This is a genomic window from Mycobacterium sp. 852002-51057_SCH5723018 (assembly GCF_001667035.1).
Lineage (GTDB): Bacteria > Actinomycetota > Actinomycetes > Mycobacteriales > Mycobacteriaceae > Mycobacterium.
The window spans coordinates 78,906-93,859 of record NZ_LZIR01000023.1 but is presented as its reverse complement, the minus strand read 5'-3'; the positions used below and the strand labels follow the sequence as shown (position 1 = coordinate 93,859).

The following is a 14,954-nucleotide window of genomic DNA, read 5'->3' as shown; positions in this document are numbered from 1 at the left end:
CGGTCGGATTATCTTGACTGTCTAGAGGCTTCCCCTGCTTGCGAGCTCACTACGTTTGCGCGGCTTGGCCTCCGGGCCCGCCTGGCTGTAGTCACCGAACGGCGCGTCGCGTTCGGCGACCGCCCGCGGGACGCCCTCCTCGGCAGCCAGGCGCACGAACGCCCGCCCTTCCGGCGTGTTACGCATGATTCCGTCAAGGATAGGACCAAGGGTCTGAGTGCTCTGCAGCCCCATGTTGTCGTAGGCCTGATTGACGATGAGCTTCATCGCCGCGAGCTGAGTCAGCGGGATCGTGGCCAGCTTTTCGGCCAGGGCGGCGACGCGCTCGTCGAGCTCCTCGAGCGGGCAGGAGAAATTGATCAGGTCGGCTTCGGCGGCTTGCTTGCCGCTGAGCGACTCGCCGGTCAACGCGTAGTACTTGGCCTTGGCCAGTCCGAGTCGATACACCCACATCCCGGTCATGTGGCATCCCCACACCCGCGCGTACGGCGTGCCGAACCTCGCGTCGTCGGAGGCGATCACCAGGTCGGCACACAGCGCGAGATCCGAACCCGCACCGAGGCAGTAGCCATGCACCTTGGCGATGGTCGGTTTGAGCCCGCGCCATAATCCCATGAATCGCGGGAAGGCGCTCAAGTAGGAGTTGGTGGCCGCGAACATGTCCATGCCGGGGTCGTAACCGCTTTCGCGGAAAGAAACGAAGTGTTCCAGCCCGGCGGAGAAGTCGGCTCCGGCGCAGAAGCTGTCGCCGGCGCCCTCCAAGACGATCACCTTGACGTCGCCGTCCAGGTTGGCTTGGCGCAACGCGTTGTCCAGCCCAAGAACAAGCTCTGGACGAATTGTGTTGAGCTGCTCGGGCCGGTTCAGCGTGATCGTGACGACCGACCCGGACTTTGCGTACAGGATTACATCATCCGACACTGGCGGAACCCGTCGGTGCCTCGACGAGGGCCAGGCGCTCGTCGAGCGCGGCGTGAAAGCGACCGATCGCACTTTCATGACGGCCGAACTCCAGGAAGGTGTTTGCGCCGGCGAACAGACCGCGCTGCACGCCTTCCGACATTTCGTTGTCCTCCAACGCGCCCGCGTCGAGCAGACTGCGCGCGCCGTTGGCAGCCTTGTCCGCGCCCTTGGCCGACACGCTCTGCGCGACCTCCGGAGTAGTCATGGAATAGATGGTCACCATGGAGCTCGCGATGTCGACGGGGTCGATCACCACCAGCAGGACCTGATCGGGGAACGTCGCGACCATCACGTTGGGGAACAAGTGATATACATAGGTCACCCGCCGGTCAGCGGTCCACGTCGATTCGGGACGGTTGCGTAGACTCTCAATATTGCGGTAGGGGAAGGCAATCCGGCTATTGGGTCCGAATGCTTCCACGATGTTGAGGTCGTCATATTGGAGCGGGAAGAACGTGTCTTTGTGAGTCGACCGGATGTGATAGCCCTCTAGGAACTGCTCGACGAGGATCTTCCAATTCATGGGGCGGGCAATGGCTTCCACGAGCAGCAGCTTCTCGGCCGGCAAAAGCTTGTCGCGCCAGGGGCTGCCGTCGGAGAGCTGCGCCATCGCGGCATCCACGTGGCGCCGCCACGAACCGGTTGCGGCCGGATCGAGCGGGCCGATGACGATCAGGCCGTCCACCTCACGGCTTTCGACCTCCACCAAACCTCGGGCGGACGCGTCGAGGTCGGGGAAGGCCTCGGCGTGCGGGACGTGTGAGAGCGACCCGTCCAGCCCATACGTCCAACCGTGGTAGCGGCACACGAGCGCGTGTGAGCAACCCGCGCCCTCGACGAGGGCCAGACCGCGGTGCCGGCAAGCGTTGCGGAATACGCGTGCCCGGCCGTCGCGACCACGCACCGCGAACAGCGGCACCCCACAGGTGGCGCGTTCGACATGGTCGCCCCGGTGGGGGATGGCCGCCGACGGTAGGTACCCGCTCGGGAATGCGCGCAGCACCCGCAGCTCGTCGGCGAATCGGCTTGGGTCGACATAGTTCTGGACCGGTTCGCGCCACGCTTGCCCTTCGTCGGTCGTACCCGCCTCGATATGGGAAAGGATGCGCCGGACGATGTCGACGTCCTCGGCAATCAGCGGTCTTGTCGGAGTGCCCATACTGTGGGAGTATCACACTTCATGTGTCATGCGTCAATCGGTTTGTGATATGGATGTGCGTGTTGCCGCCATGGGCCCGGTGCCGATCGGCGAAGATACAACCGTGTCCCCAGCGTCCCGATCACGACAACAACGGCCCCCAGCCCGAGGCCAGGTGGCAGACCTCATCGGCGACCGCCCGCTGAGCGCGCGATCGGTCCTGGCGAGCGCGCTACTGGGCGCCGACCGACCCCAGCTCGCGGTTGCCGAGCTCGTTGCGGTGGCGTCGCTGTTCGGCATCAGCGGAGGTGCCGCCCGCACGTGCCTGTGGCGCATGGCCTCCAACGGCGAACTGACCAGCGACGGCGGCACCTACGCGCTGGCGGGCCACTTGCTGGAAAGGCGCCAGCGCGTCGACGAGGCGTCGCGCATCCCGGATGTGGCCACGCGCGAATGGGATGGGACGTGGGAACTGGCGGTCGTGTCGGCGGAACGGCGATCGGCGGCCGACCGCCTCGACTTGCGCAAAGCCGCAACGGCGCTGCACTTGGCCGAGCTTCGCGAGGGTATCTGGATACGCCCCGATAACCTTGACCCACAACGACTTCCGACGATGAGGGCGGTCCTGGACCGCCAGTGTGTTCACTTCCACGGCGCCGCCACCGACATCGCCGAGGACACCGTGAGATCGCTGTTCTCCCTGGATGAATGGGCAGACGACGCGAACCGTCTCCTCGCCGCCATGCATTCCGAGCTCGACACGACCGGACGACGGGCTGACAGCGGCGCTGCCTTCAGCTTTCAGTTCGCGTTGTCCATCGCGGTCGTTCGCCACCTTCAGCTTGATCCGTTGCTCCCGGACGCGCTCATCCCGGCGGATTGGCCCGGAAATCAGCTGCGCGCGACCTACCGGCGTTTCGATGACGCGTTCAAACGGCGGATGAACGGCGCCTTCAGATCGGGCTGAATGCCACAATCATCGCGCACTCAGGCCCGATCTCAGGTCACCGACTGGAAGACTGCTGGCATGCAAGCGAACACCGGTCGTGTGCGTGCGGCCTCGACGGACGACGCGGCCGCGTGCGTGGCGATTTACCGTCCCTATGTCGAGGACACGGCGATCAGTTGGGAGATCGAAGTTCCGACCGTGGGCGAGATGGCCGCACGCATCGCCGCGGCCCGCGAAGTCCACGAATGGCTCGTTTCGGAGCTCGATGGCCGGATCATCGGTTTCGCCTATGGGCACACATTGATTCGCCTGGCTTCGTACCAGTGGTCGACCGAGACCGGAATCTACGTCCACGTCGGCCATCAGCGCGCCGGTTGCGGCCGCAAGCTTTACTCGCAGCTACTGCGCCGGCTCACCGAGCGCGGCTACCGCCAAGCGTTCGCCGGCATCACCCAGCCCAACGAGGCGAGCAACGAATTCCATCGATCCTTCGGATTCTCCGATGCCGGCCTATACCGCCGCGTCGAATGGAAGCACGACCGCTGGCACGACGTCGCGTGGATGCAACTCGACCTGCTCGGTGCGGTCGAGGATGGGCCGCCCGGCCAGATCATCTGATCCGGCCGGACGCGCTCCAACGTTTCAATGCCCTTTCAACGCCCTTTCAATGCCCCTGCCACAGCAGCCTTCACGGCCACGATGGCGTGAGCCCGTTACTGCTTGACAGGGCTCATCTGATGGCTGGCAGCCAGGTCAGCGGCCGCCGGCCCCGCCGCCGCCGACTGCGCGGCCGCCGCCGGCCCCGCCGCCCACCTCTTTGCCGCCGCCCGCGCCGCCGCCGGACAACCGACCGCCGCCAGCACCGCCACCATTCATCGACATGGGTTCTCCTAAGGGGATCGGTCACCTGTCCCCTCCCGGCGAGGCGACACTGGGTGACTTACTGAGCCTACTGCCGGCGCCAGTTCGGCCATAGGGATATATCGGGTTGGTCAACAAGAGTTCAATAGCGAGTTACGCAAGGGTGTACCGGCCAGCAGGACCCGCACCGGTTTGTCAGCTACGCGGTCGAAGTACGGGCGTTACCAACTCACCGTTGTCGAGGAAACTCTCGAGGTTGCGGATCGCCAGCAGCGCCATCGCGCGGCGAGTCCTGGCCGTCGCGCTGCCAATGTGCGGAAACAGCACCACGTTGTCCAGGTCGAGCAGCTCGGCGGGCACGTTCGGCTCGTTGACGAAGACATCGAGCCCTGCTCCGGCCAGCGCGCCGACCGCCAGCGATTCCACCAGAGCGTCCTCGTCCACGACGCTGCCTCGGGCAATGTTGATCAGGTAACCGTCGGGGCCCAACGCCTCGAGGACGGCGCGGTCGACCAGCTTGCGAGTGCCGTGGTCACCCGTCGTCGCGACCACCAGCACGTCGACCGACTCGGCCAACTCCACCGGTGATTCCGCATAGCGGTATGGCGACCCGTCGATGCGGTGACGGTTGTGATACGCGATGGCACAGTCGAATCCGAGCAGCCTGGTGGCGATGGCCGAACCGATGCGGCCCAGGCCGAGGATCCCTACCTGGAGGCCGCTGACGTCCCTGGCGTAAGGAAACTGTCCGTCGCGGGCCCACCGACCGTCACGCACGTAGCGGTCGGCGGCGCCGAAGCGGCGCAGCGTCATCAGGATCAGACCCAGGGCGGTGTCGGCAACGGTGTCCGACAGGACGTCCGGGGTGTTGCTCACGCCGATACCGCGGCGCTTCGCCGCCTCGAGGTCGATCGCATCCACCCCGGCCCCGCTGTTGACGATCGCCTCCAGGTTGGGCAGTGCCGTCATGGTTTCGGAGTCGACGCCCGGGTGGCCCGAGGTCACCACCACGCGAATGTCGGCAGCGTGCTCGGCAAGAAAGCGGGCGCGCTGGGCACCGTCGGGAAGCGCAGGGATTTCGTAACGCGCGGCCAGCTCGTCGGCAAATGTAGGTTCCAGCCCGCCGATCCGCAGCACGGCGTCGGTCTTCGTCACCGTCACGCGTCCATCATGTCCTGTCCACCGCGAAAGCGTCGCGATGGCCTCCAGGTCAAAAGCCGTGCAATACAAGGGAAGCAAAGATCGTGCCGCGCCGTTGAATGTTGGATGCGCATTGGTGTCGTGTTCCCGCAGACCGAGCTTGGTGGCGATCCCGCGGCCGTACGGGCTTATGGGCAGCGCGTCGAGGAACTCGGGTTCACCCACATCCTCGCCTACGACCACGTCCTGGGCGCCGACCCGGCGGTACACCGGGGCTGGCGCGGCGTCTACGACATCGGTTCGACATTTCATGAGCCGTTCGTCATGTTCGGCTACCTGGCCGCGGTGACCTCGCTCGAACTGGTCACCGGCGTCATCATTTTGCCGCAGCGGCAGGCGGTGCTGGTGGCCAAGCAGGCCGCCGAGGTGGATCTTCTCACCGACGGGCAGTTTCGGCTCGGTGTCGGGCTGGGCTGGAACGCCGTCGAATACGAGGCTCTCGGCGAGACGTTCACCAACCGCGGCAGGCGCTCGGAGGAGCAGGTCGAGGTCATGCGCAAGCTGTGGACCGAACCGTCGGTCACCTTCGACGGCAATTACCACACTGTGACCGGTGCGGGCCTTGCCCCGATGCCGGTCCAGCGGCCGATCCCGGTCTGGTTCGGGGCGGCTTCCGACCGCGCCTACGACCGCGCCGGGCGGCTCGGCGACGGCTGGTTCCCGATGATGGAGCCCGGACCCGGTCTCGACCACGCGCGTCAGCAGGTGCAGCGCGCGGCGGTGGCCGCGGGCCGGGACGCCGATGCCCTCGGCATGGAAGGGCGCGTGAGCTGGACCGGTGACCCGGACAAGGCCGCCGCCGACATCGCCGCCTGGCAGGCCGCCGGGGCCACCCATCTGTCGGTCAACACCATGAAGGCGGGGCTAGCGACCGTCGACGATCATCTGACCGCATTGGAGCGAGTCGCCGCCGACCTGAAATAGGTAGCTCGGCCAACCGGTTCTAGAAGACCGCGAACCAGATGGCGATGTATTGGCAGATGGCCGCAATCGCTGTGCAGGCGTGAAAAATCTCGTGATAGCCGAACGTCGTCGGCCAGGGGTCGGGCCAGCGCAGCCCATAGAACACCGCACCGAGGCTGTACAGCGCGCCGCCCACAGCCAGCAGCACCGTCGCGGTCATACCGGCGTTGTGCATGATCATCCGCGTGTACCAGACCGCCACCCAGCCCAGCAGCAGATAGAGCGTCACGTTGAGCCAGCGCGGGGCCGTCGGCCAGAACAGCGTCAGCGCGATCCCGGCCAGCGCGCCACCCCAGATAAGCGCGAGCACCATGTGTCCCGTTCCGCGGGGCATGTTCAACCTGACGAAGGGTGTATAGGTTCCGGCGATGAGGACGAAGATCATCGAGTGGTCCAGGCGCCTCATCCAATTCCGGAAGACCGCCGACTCCCAGTGGACACGGTGATATGTGGCGCTCACGGCGAACATCGCCACGATCGCCAGGGTGTATGTCAGCGTGGAGTGCCCCGCCCGCTTGGATGCCTCCGCCCACGACACCGCCACCAGTGGGGCGCCCGCAATGAGGGCCGCGATGGCGCAGTACTGGTGGATCCAACCGCGGAGCCGAGGCTTGGTCGACACACCGACGGCGCCGCCGACGAACTGTCCCCCGTCGTCGACTGCGGCGACCGGTGCGAAAGGCTTGCCCTGCAAGGCGAGCTCGGGTTGATAGGTCAAAGTTCCCCCCTCGCATGCGGACGCCGTAAGTGCTTTCGCTCCAAGAGATTTCGATCCCGGCTACAGCATTCCGCCGCTGCCTAGGCGGCAGCTAGGTCAAACCTGTGAATGGCCTGTACGCCGTTCCCGGGTTAATCAGGTTTCGAAGCGCGTGATTCCGGAGATCCTGAGACTGAACCATCAGACGCACGGAGGGCATCTCGCGTGGATCCGCAAGTAAACATCGACCCACCAGCGGCGCCCGAGGACGCGCGGAAAGCGACCGAGGAGCAGCGCGAACTGCAGGAGAAACTGGAGCACCAGGACGACGAGCGGGACGCGCCGGGTTTGCACCAGTCCCGGCACGACGTCGCCGACGAGACCACCCGTTAGATCGGTGCCGCCGGTCAGGCGCGGGCCGGCGTGTAGGCAATTCCGTCGTTCGACGTCCGCCGCATCAGCGAGGCCACCAGCAGCAGGGCGGCCAGCAGCAGCGCACCCACGAACGTCGCCGTCGCTGCCCAGCCTCCGATGCTGTAGACCAGACCGCCGAGGGCGCCTGCCGTCGAGCCGCCCAGGTAGTAGCTGAACAGGTACAACCCCGAAGCCTCGCCGCGATCGTGGCCTGCCGCGGCGCCCACCCAGCTGCTGGCCACGGTGTGCGCGGCGAAAAAGCCACCGGTAAACACCCCGACCCCGAGCACGATCGCGACCAGCGATTGCGGCACGGTCATCAGCAGTCCGATCACCGTGATGGGTAACGCGCCACCCAGCACGAACGCGCGGCCCCTGCGGTCGGCCAACCGTCCCGCGACGGTCGAGGACACGGTGCCCGCCAGATACAGCAGGAATAACAGGCCGACGATCGACGACGCCAAGCCGAAGGGCCGCGCGACCAGCCGAAACCCCAGGTAGTTGTACACGGTGACGAACCCGCCCATCAGCGCGAATCCTAAGGCGAAGAGCTTGAGTAATACCGGGTTCCGCAGGTGCGCCCCAAGCCTGTACACCGTGGCCCGCACGCCCGCCTTCTTCGGAGTGAAGCACCGAGACCGGGGCACCAGCACGGCGAAGGCGACCGTGCCTGCCAGGCTCGTGACCGAGCACACGAGCAGCGCGACCTGCCAACTGCTGATATCGACCACCAGCGACGGGACGATCCGCCCCGCCAAGCCACCCAGCGTCGTCCCGGCGATATACCGTCCCATCGCAGAACCGAGCGACGAGGCGTGCACCTCCTCGGCCAGATACGCCATGGCGACCGCCGGTATCCCCGCCAGCGCGATGCCGTGCAGCGCCCGCCCCACGAGCAGAATGCCGAGGGTCGGGCTGAACGGAAGTAACAACCCGATGGCGCTGGAGGCCACCGCCGACGTGCCCATCACGGTGATGCGCCCGAAGCGCTCGGAAAGCACGCTGGCCGGGACGATCGACAGCGCCAGCATCGCCGTGGTGACCGAGACCGTGAGCGCCGCCGCAGCCGGGGAGATGCGGTAGTACGCCGACATTTCCGGCAGTAGCGCCTGCGTGCAGTACATCGACGCGAAACTCGCCAACCCCGCGCTGCATACGGCCGCGGTCACCCGCCGGTATCCGCTGCTGCCGGCCTGGTGCGGGGTCCGCGGCGGGGCGATCTGAGCCATAGGTCCGATGGTGGGCGGCGCGGCGACGCAACTGAAATGAATTATCAATGCGATTGTCATGCAGTTGCGACATAAGCTGTGCTGGTGGGCGTGCCAGACGGAGACTACGAGTGGTTCATCACACTCGCCGAGCTGCAACACGTCACGGCGACGGCCGAACAACTCCATATCGCGCAGCCCACCCTCACCCGGATGCTGGCGCGCCTGGAACGGCGACTGGGAGCCGCATTGTTCGATCGCCGCGGCAAGCGGCTCTCACTCAACGCCTACGGCCGCATCTTCTACCAGCACGCGCGTCGGGCTCAGCTCGAGCTCGACTCGGCCCGGCGCGCCATCGATGACCTGGCCAACCCCGCCGTGGGTGAGATTCGGCTCGGGTTCCTGCGCTCGTTCGGGGCCACGGTGGTTCCACGCCTGATCGCGGATTTCACGAAAACAACACCGCGAGTGGCGTTTACCTTGAAGGAAGGCGCCGCGGAATCGATCGGCGATCTGGTGTCGTCCGGGTCCGTCGACGTGGGACTGGTTTCACCGCGGCCGGCGAGGTCAATGTTGGCCTGGCGCAGTCTTTTCCGTCAGCGGCTCGGCATTGCCGTTTCCAGCGGCCACCGCCTTTCGGGCGTCGCGGCGGTCTCGATGACACAACTCACGGACGAGCGGTTTGTCGCCATGCATTCCGGTTTCGGCATGCGTCAGCTTCTCGACGAACTCTGCGCCGCGGCGCAGTTCGAACCGCGGATCGTCCTGGAATCGGCCAACCTGACCACCACCGCCGGCCTGGTGGCGGCGGGTCTGGGAATCAGCTTGATGCCCTTCGACGGCGGCCAGTATGGACAGGTCGTCATGCTGCCGCTCGCCGACGCAGACGCCTACCGCGACGTCGGGATGATCTGGAATTCCGCTCGGCCCCTGTCTCGCCCGGCCCGAGACTTCATCGCCTCCGCCGCGACCGTCCAGCGATTAGACGGCGTGAACGCGTGAGCGCGACCAGGCACGTGCTGCTCAGGCAGCCACCGTCCCGGCAGTCGATACTACGGTCACCTCGGAGTGCAGGTTGCCGCAGGCACCGCATTGCACCTGGTACTCGAGCTTGTCATGGCCGCGCTCCAAAAACCGATACTCGGCCCACGCCATGCAGCGCGGGCATCGCGCATGACCATGTTCAACTGCCATGTCCATCTCCCCCTGCTCGACTGCGACCCCGTCCAAATACCCGCTTCGTCGCTGGTCGAATCACCTTTCCGGGGTGGTACAGGTGTCAGCCACCGTGTTGGCCGCTGGGTATCAGAGCGAGGACGGGAATCGTGCGGCTCGTCTTGCGCTCGTAGTCGGCGAACCCGGGGTACCGCCTGGCTTGCTCGGCGTACTTCTCGTCGCGTTCGGCGCCCTTCAGCTCGACGGCATGCACGTCCAGGTGCTCGTCGCCCACCTCGACGCTGGCGTCGGGATTGGCGACCAGGTTCCAATACCAGGCGGGGTTGCGGTCGGCCCCGGCCGCCGAGGCGAAGACCAAGTATCGGTCGCCGTCGGCAAGGTACATCATCGGGTTCACCCGTTCGTCGCCGCTGCGCGCGCCCTTGCTGTGGAGCAACAGGACCGGCGCACCCTCGAACTGCCCTCCGATCCGGCCGTGGTTGGCGCGGAATTCGTCGATGTTGCGGCGGTTGAAATCGTCATCGGTCACGAGGCCTCCTCGGCTGTTTTGCTCGGCGCAGGGTAGTGGTGTACCCGCGTACTCCGCCGGTGTAATCGTCGCCCCAGCGAGGTCACCAAAAGACGCCGGGCTCCGGCTTTGGTGCGTCGCAGCCGTTTCAGGTCACTTCGATTGAAGTTCAAGGCGTTTCGCTGTTGCCATTTCACGGCGCGACCGTGGCCTGAGAATTCTCTATGTTTCAGCTATGAATCGCGTCGGATCGTCGGCGTCCGCGCAAACGCCGCGCCAACACCTTGTGGAACGAAATACGAAGATTGCCAACCTATCTCGCGGGTCGCGCCACGCGTCCCTACGCAAAGATGCTGGGCGCCAGCTAGGAATTGCCTTAATCTTCAATAAGTTACAGCGCTCGAGGCGCGATCGCGACGCCTCCTGCCCAAACATTCCTGTGCCAACATGGTTGGATGCTAAGGGAATCGGACGTCACGTTCGGGCTGGGGGCGGGCGCGCGGTGGTCGATCATGATTATCTCGCTGGGCGTAACGGCCACCTCTTTTCTTGTCATCAACGGTGTCGCGTTCCTGATTCCCTCGCTGCAGGCTCGTCGCGGCATCCCGCTGACCGAAGCCACCCTGTTGTCTTCGATGCCGAGTTGGGGCATGGTCGTCACGCTGGTTCTGTGGGGCTACGTGCTCGACCGCGTTGGCGAGCGGGCGGTGCTGGCGGTGGGGTCGGCACTCACCGCGGCCGCGGCCTACGCCGCCGCGTCGGCCCACTCGATGGCGATGATCGGGGTCTATCTCTTCCTCGGCGGTATGGCCGCGGCCAGCTGCAACGCCGCCGGCGGCCGGCTGGTGTCCGCCTGGTTCCCTCCCCACCAACGTGGCCTGGCGATGGGAATTCGTCAGACGGCGCAACCGTTGGGTATCGCCCTAGGCGCGCTGGTGATACCGGAGCTGTCCGAACGCGGCCCACACCGGGGGCTGATGTTCCTGGCGCTGATGTGCACTGTGGCCGCGGTGGCCAGCGCGATCGGCATCGTCGATCCGCCGCGCAAAGCGCGCACGGCCGCCACCGCCGAGGAACTGGCCAGTCCCTATCGCGGGTCGTCTGTGCTGTGGCGAGTCCATGCGGTAGCCGGCCTGCTGATGATGCCGCAGACGGTAACGGTGACCTTCATGCTCGTCTGGCTGATCAATCACCGCGGCTGGTCGGTGGCGGCCGCCGGCGGTTTGGTCACCCTGTCGCAGCTGCTCGGAGCGCTGGGCCGAATCGCGGTCGGCCGCTGGTCGGATCGCGTCGGCTCGCGCTTGCGGCCGGTCCGCACCATCGCCATCGCCGCCGCCGTTGCCCTGTTCCTGCTTGCCCTGAGCGACAGCACCGGTTCGGGATATGTGGTGTTGCTGATGGTCGCCGTATCGGTGATCGCGGTGCTCGACAACGGGCTGGAGGCCACCGCCATCACCGAGGTCGCCGGGCCGTTTTGGAGTGGGCGCGCGCTAGGGGTGCAGAACACCACCCAGCGGCTGATGGCGGCTGCGGGTCCGCCGCTCTTCGGTGCGCTGATCATGGCGGCCGAATATCCTGCGGCGTGGGCGCTTTGCGGGTTGTTCCCGTTGGCGGCCGCGCCGTTGGTGCCGAGCCGCGAGATTCCGCCCGCCGACGACGCGATCCGTCGTGATCAGCCCCCCGGGGTGAACTCGATGTGCAGTTCGGTAAGCCCCCGCAGCAAGAACGTGGGCGCGTAGCGGTAGTTGCGGTTGCACGGCGGGCCGTGCTCGGCCTCACTGACGACGATCCCGCGCGTCCGATCGAGCAAGCGGTTGATGGTGATGTGTCCTTCCACCCGCGCTAGCGGGGCGCCCGCGCAGGTGTGGATGCCGCGCCCGAAGGCGAGGTGCTCTCGTACGTTTTTGCGATCCATCCGGAATTCGTTGGGGTGTTCAAACTTCCGCGGATCGCGATTGGCCGCACCCAGGCACAGCATGAGTACGGTGCCGGCTGGGATGTGTACTCCACCCAGCGTCGTGGTCTTGCGCGCCAACCGGAAGTCGACCTTGGTCGGACTCTGCATGCGCAGTGCCTCTTCGATGAACGGACCGATGAGGCGTCGGTCACCGCGCAGCCGCTCCTGTAGCGCGGGCTGGTCGCCGAACACCTGAACCGCCGAGCTCAGCAGCTTCGTCACGGTTTCTTGTCCGGCGGCGAACAAGAACGTGGCCGGCCTGACCACCTCCATCAGCGGTGGTGTCGAGCCATCAGGGTAGGTCGCGGTGGCCAGGCCGGTGAGCACATCCTCGCGAGGCCGCCGTCGCCGCTCGGCGATGTAGCCGCTGAAGAGATCGTCGAGATATTGCAACGGGTTGCTGCCCACGGGCTCGTGATCCAGGGCGCCGACCCTGCTGCCCGGACCGGTACCGGCGCCCAGGTTGCGGCGGATCTGCGCACGATCCTCGTCGGGGACCCCGAGGAGATCGGCGATCGCCAAGGTCGCGAAGGGCTTGGCGTACTCGCCGAGAAATTCACAGCGGCCGTTGTCGATGAACTCATCGAGCTGGCGGTCGGCCAATTGCCAGATGTAGGCCTTGTTCTCCTGTAGCCGGCGAGGGGTCAGCAGGCGCCCCAGCAGGGATCGCGCCTTGTCGTGCTCCGGCGGGTCCATCACGACCATGTGCTCGAAGATCGGGAACTGGTGGCGATGCGCTTCGATCTGGTCGCTGATGTCGTCACCTTCTGGCGTGAACGGTAGCGGCGGGAAAGGGCCGCCTATCGCGTTGACCGCCGAGAACGAATCAAAGTCTTTGAAGGCGGCGTGCACTTCCTGATAACCGGTGACGGCCACGACTCCGTAGTGCGGTTCGCGGAACACCGGTCCCTGGTGGCGCAGATAGTCCCAGTACGCATACGGGTCCTGCGCGATCTGGGCGTCGGTGAAGTAGTCGACGTCAGCGAGATCGGTCACGGTCCAGATCCTTTCCCGGGGCCCGCGAGGAGCTATCTCGACGCATGGGGCGTGCGCATCGATCGGCTCATGTTTGCGACTACCGATTTGATCGATCGACCAAATTGGTAGGATGCGGTATGCCTACCACGGACCGCGCGGGCCGGTCAAGCGGCCCAGGGCCGCGGAACCCGACGGCGACTCCGCGGAAGAAGAACGGAGAAGCGGGTGCCCGCAGCAAGCTGATCGAGGCAACGGCCCGGATCATGCGCGAGGAAGGCTATGCCGCGGCGACGTCGCGCCGGGTGGCCGCCGAAGCGGGCGTCAAACAGGCCCTGGTCTATTACTACTTTCCGACGATGGACGACCTGTTTGTGGCGGTCCTCCGCGCCGGCGCCGACGCGGCGTTGGGGCGCATGCGCGCCTTGCTGGCCGATGACGACCCACTGCAAGCGCTGTGGCTGGTGAACAGCGATACAGCGCTAACGGCCCTGAATGCAGAATTCATGGCATTGGCCAACCATCGCAAGGCAATTGGCTCCGAATTGAAGTCGTACGCCGAGCGCGTACGCGACATCGAGACGGCGGCCGTCACGATGGTGCTGCGCACCCGCGGCATCGATCTCGACGAGTATCCGCCGGTGGCGATCTCGATGCTGATCGCGCAGACCGCCCGCAGCCTGTGCAACGAGAGCGCCGTCGGCGTCACCCAGGGGCACGACGAATTGCGCGCCTTGGTGGAACGCCAGATGAACCTCCTGAAGGCTGCTCCGCCGCCCACGCCGAAGCAGCCCAGTTAGCCCCGCTCGCGACCTTCGAGTGCGTGGTGACCTTCCGTCCGGCCGCGTACCACTCGGTCGATTGGGGAGCCGCCTGTTGACACCGCACCGGATTAGTGCCACCCTTCCTGATCGATCGACAAAATCGAGTGAGGTGCAATCATGGGTGGACGAGTTGAGGGCAAGGTTGCGTTCATCACCGGCGCGGCACGCGGCCAGGGACGCAGCCACGCGGTGCGCCTGGCGCAAGAGGGCGCCGACATCATCGCGGTCGACATCTGCAAGCCGGTCAGCAGCAACACCGAGATCCCGCCGTCGACACCGGATGACCTCGCCGAGACCGCCGACATCATAAAAGGCTTGAACCGCCGCATCGTGACGGCCGAGGTCGATGTTCGTGATTATGAAGCTCTGAAAGCGGCTGTGGACAGCGGTGTCGGGCAGCTCGGCCGCCTGGACATCATTTGCGCAAACGCAGGAATCGGCAACGGCGGGCAGACCCTTGACAAGACGTCGGAGGACGACTGGCGCGATATGATCGACGTCAACCTCTCGGGAGTCTGGAAAACCGTCAAATCCGGTGTCCCACACCTGATTTCCCAGGGCGAAGGCGGATCGATCATCCTGACCAGCTCAGTCGGCGGACTCAAGGCCTACCCGCACACCGGTCATTACATCGCCGCGAAACACGGTGTCGTGGGCCTGATGCGCACCTTCGCCGTCGAACTTGGCCGGCACTTCATCCGCGTCAACTCCGTTCACCCGACCAACGTGAACACCCCGATGTTCATGAACGAGGGGACGATGAAGCTATTTCGGCCCGATCTCGAAAGCCCGGGTCCCGACGACCTCAAGGTCGCCGCGCAGTTCATGCACGTTCTGCCGATCGGCTGGGTGGAGCCGGTGGACATCAGCAACGCGGTGCTGTTCCTGGCATCGGATGAATCCCGTTACGTCACAGGTCTTCCCGTCACCGTTGACGCGGGGAGCATGCTCAAGTAGCGCAGGGGCCGTTCTGCCGTACGTGCACCCGAGGGCTGCTCGGCAGCTGAGCGCGAGACCTCTTCTCCTGCCGAAGTTTTGGAGCAAACGTCACCACGAAGCACGGTCGCCCATCGAACCGCCCCCGCATTTCCTAAATCATTGCCGGGCCGACCGGTCAACCC

16 protein-coding genes are annotated in these 14,954 nt (G+C 65.7%); 8 read left to right on the top strand and 8 right to left on the bottom strand.

The genetic code is table 11. The features are described 5' to 3' along the window. Positions 1-21 precede the first annotated feature (21 nt). Both A5764_RS06070 and A5764_RS06065 read right to left on the bottom strand, forming a co-directional pair. Positions 22-921, bottom strand: a complete 900-nt coding sequence (locus A5764_RS06070) for a crotonase/enoyl-CoA hydratase family protein (protein ID WP_067110065.1) — start codon at positions 919-921, stop codon at positions 22-24. Further along, on the bottom strand, positions 911-2,122 hold the full coding sequence (locus A5764_RS06065; RefSeq protein WP_067110062.1) for an SRPBCC family protein: 1,212 nt from the start codon (positions 2,120-2,122) through the stop codon (positions 911-913). Before A5764_RS06065 ends, A5764_RS06070 begins: the two co-directional genes overlap by 11 nt. A 154-nt stretch (positions 2,123-2,276) precedes the next feature. On the opposite strand from A5764_RS06065, the gene A5764_RS06060 reads away from it, so the two are divergent. Further along, positions 2,277-3,068, top strand: a complete 792-nt coding sequence (locus tag A5764_RS06060) for a PaaX family transcriptional regulator C-terminal domain-containing protein (RefSeq protein WP_231989622.1) — start codon at positions 2,277-2,279, stop codon at positions 3,066-3,068. A gap of 60 nt (positions 3,069-3,128) precedes the next feature. Then, on the top strand, positions 3,129-3,668 hold the full coding sequence (locus A5764_RS06055) for a GNAT family N-acetyltransferase (protein ID WP_067110060.1): 540 nt from the start codon (positions 3,129-3,131) through the stop codon (positions 3,666-3,668). A 135-nt stretch (positions 3,669-3,803) separates the two neighbouring features. Here the strand turns inward: A5764_RS06055 and A5764_RS29665 are convergent, their stop codons facing one another. Further along, positions 3,804-3,932 carry a hypothetical protein gene (locus A5764_RS29665; RefSeq protein WP_255361062.1) on the bottom strand — a complete coding sequence of 43 codons (129 nt, stop codon included), beginning with the start codon at positions 3,930-3,932 and terminating at the stop codon, positions 3,804-3,806. A 174-nt stretch (positions 3,933-4,106) separates the two neighbouring features. Continuing rightward, on the bottom strand, positions 4,107-5,072 hold the full coding sequence (locus A5764_RS06050) for a 2-hydroxyacid dehydrogenase (RefSeq protein WP_067110057.1): 966 nt from the start codon (positions 5,070-5,072) through the stop codon (positions 4,107-4,109). 105 nt (positions 5,073-5,177) lie between these two features. On the opposite strand from A5764_RS06050, the gene A5764_RS06045 reads away from it, so the two are divergent. Further along, entirely contained in the window at positions 5,178-6,035 is an 858-nt protein-coding gene (locus A5764_RS06045; protein WP_067110054.1) for an LLM class F420-dependent oxidoreductase, read from the top strand. Between the two features lie 19 nt (positions 6,036-6,054). Here A5764_RS06045 and A5764_RS06040 read toward each other — a convergent pair whose 3' ends face one another. Beyond that, positions 6,055-6,768 carry a hemolysin III family protein gene (locus A5764_RS06040; protein ID WP_067110242.1) on the bottom strand — a complete coding sequence of 238 codons (714 nt, stop codon included), beginning with the start codon at positions 6,766-6,768 and terminating at the stop codon, positions 6,055-6,057. A gap of 228 nt (positions 6,769-6,996) precedes the next feature. Between A5764_RS06040 and A5764_RS28760 the strand changes: the two genes are divergently transcribed. Beyond that, the gene (locus tag A5764_RS28760) at positions 6,997-7,164 is read left to right on the top strand and encodes a hypothetical protein (RefSeq protein WP_197501217.1); all 168 of its coding nucleotides are present in this window, start codon (positions 6,997-6,999) and stop codon (positions 7,162-7,164) included. 14 nt (positions 7,165-7,178) lie between these two features. On the opposite strand, the gene A5764_RS06035 is transcribed toward A5764_RS28760, so the two are convergent. Then, positions 7,179-8,414 (bottom strand): MFS transporter, encoded by a 1,236-nt coding sequence (locus A5764_RS06035; RefSeq protein ID WP_067110051.1) that lies wholly within the window; start codon positions 8,412-8,414, stop codon positions 7,179-7,181. A 90-nt stretch (positions 8,415-8,504) separates the two neighbouring features. Here A5764_RS06035 and A5764_RS06030 point away from each other — a divergent pair, with 90 nt between their 5' ends. After that, positions 8,505-9,395, top strand: a complete 891-nt coding sequence (locus tag A5764_RS06030) for a LysR family transcriptional regulator (RefSeq protein ID WP_067110239.1) — start codon at positions 8,505-8,507, stop codon at positions 9,393-9,395. 277 nt (positions 9,396-9,672) lie between these two features. Here the strand turns inward: A5764_RS06030 and A5764_RS06020 are convergent, their stop codons facing one another. Next, positions 9,673-10,098 (bottom strand): nitroreductase family deazaflavin-dependent oxidoreductase, encoded by a 426-nt coding sequence (locus A5764_RS06020; RefSeq protein ID WP_067110045.1) that lies wholly within the window; start codon positions 10,096-10,098, stop codon positions 9,673-9,675. 434 nt (positions 10,099-10,532) lie between these two features. Between A5764_RS06020 and A5764_RS06015 the strand changes: the two genes are divergently transcribed. Then, complete coding sequence (locus tag A5764_RS06015) at positions 10,533-11,816, top strand: MFS transporter (RefSeq protein WP_082951522.1); 1,284 nt, start codon at positions 10,533-10,535, stop codon at positions 11,814-11,816. Here A5764_RS06015 and A5764_RS06010 read toward each other — a convergent pair. Then, entirely contained in the window at positions 11,750-13,030 is a 1,281-nt protein-coding gene (locus A5764_RS06010; protein ID WP_067110043.1) for a cytochrome P450, read from the bottom strand. The genes A5764_RS06015 and A5764_RS06010 overlap by 67 nt on opposite strands. Positions 13,031-13,251: 221 nt before the next feature. Here A5764_RS06010 and A5764_RS06005 point away from each other — a divergent pair, with 221 nt between their 5' ends. Beyond that, positions 13,252-13,809 (top strand): TetR/AcrR family transcriptional regulator, encoded by a 558-nt coding sequence (locus A5764_RS06005; RefSeq protein WP_231989629.1) that lies wholly within the window; start codon positions 13,252-13,254, stop codon positions 13,807-13,809. 141 nt (positions 13,810-13,950) lie between these two features. Beyond that, positions 13,951-14,790, top strand: coding sequence for a mycofactocin-coupled SDR family oxidoreductase (locus A5764_RS06000; RefSeq protein WP_067110037.1), 840 nt, complete (start codon positions 13,951-13,953; stop codon positions 14,788-14,790). The last annotated feature ends 164 nt before the right edge of the window (positions 14,791-14,954 follow it).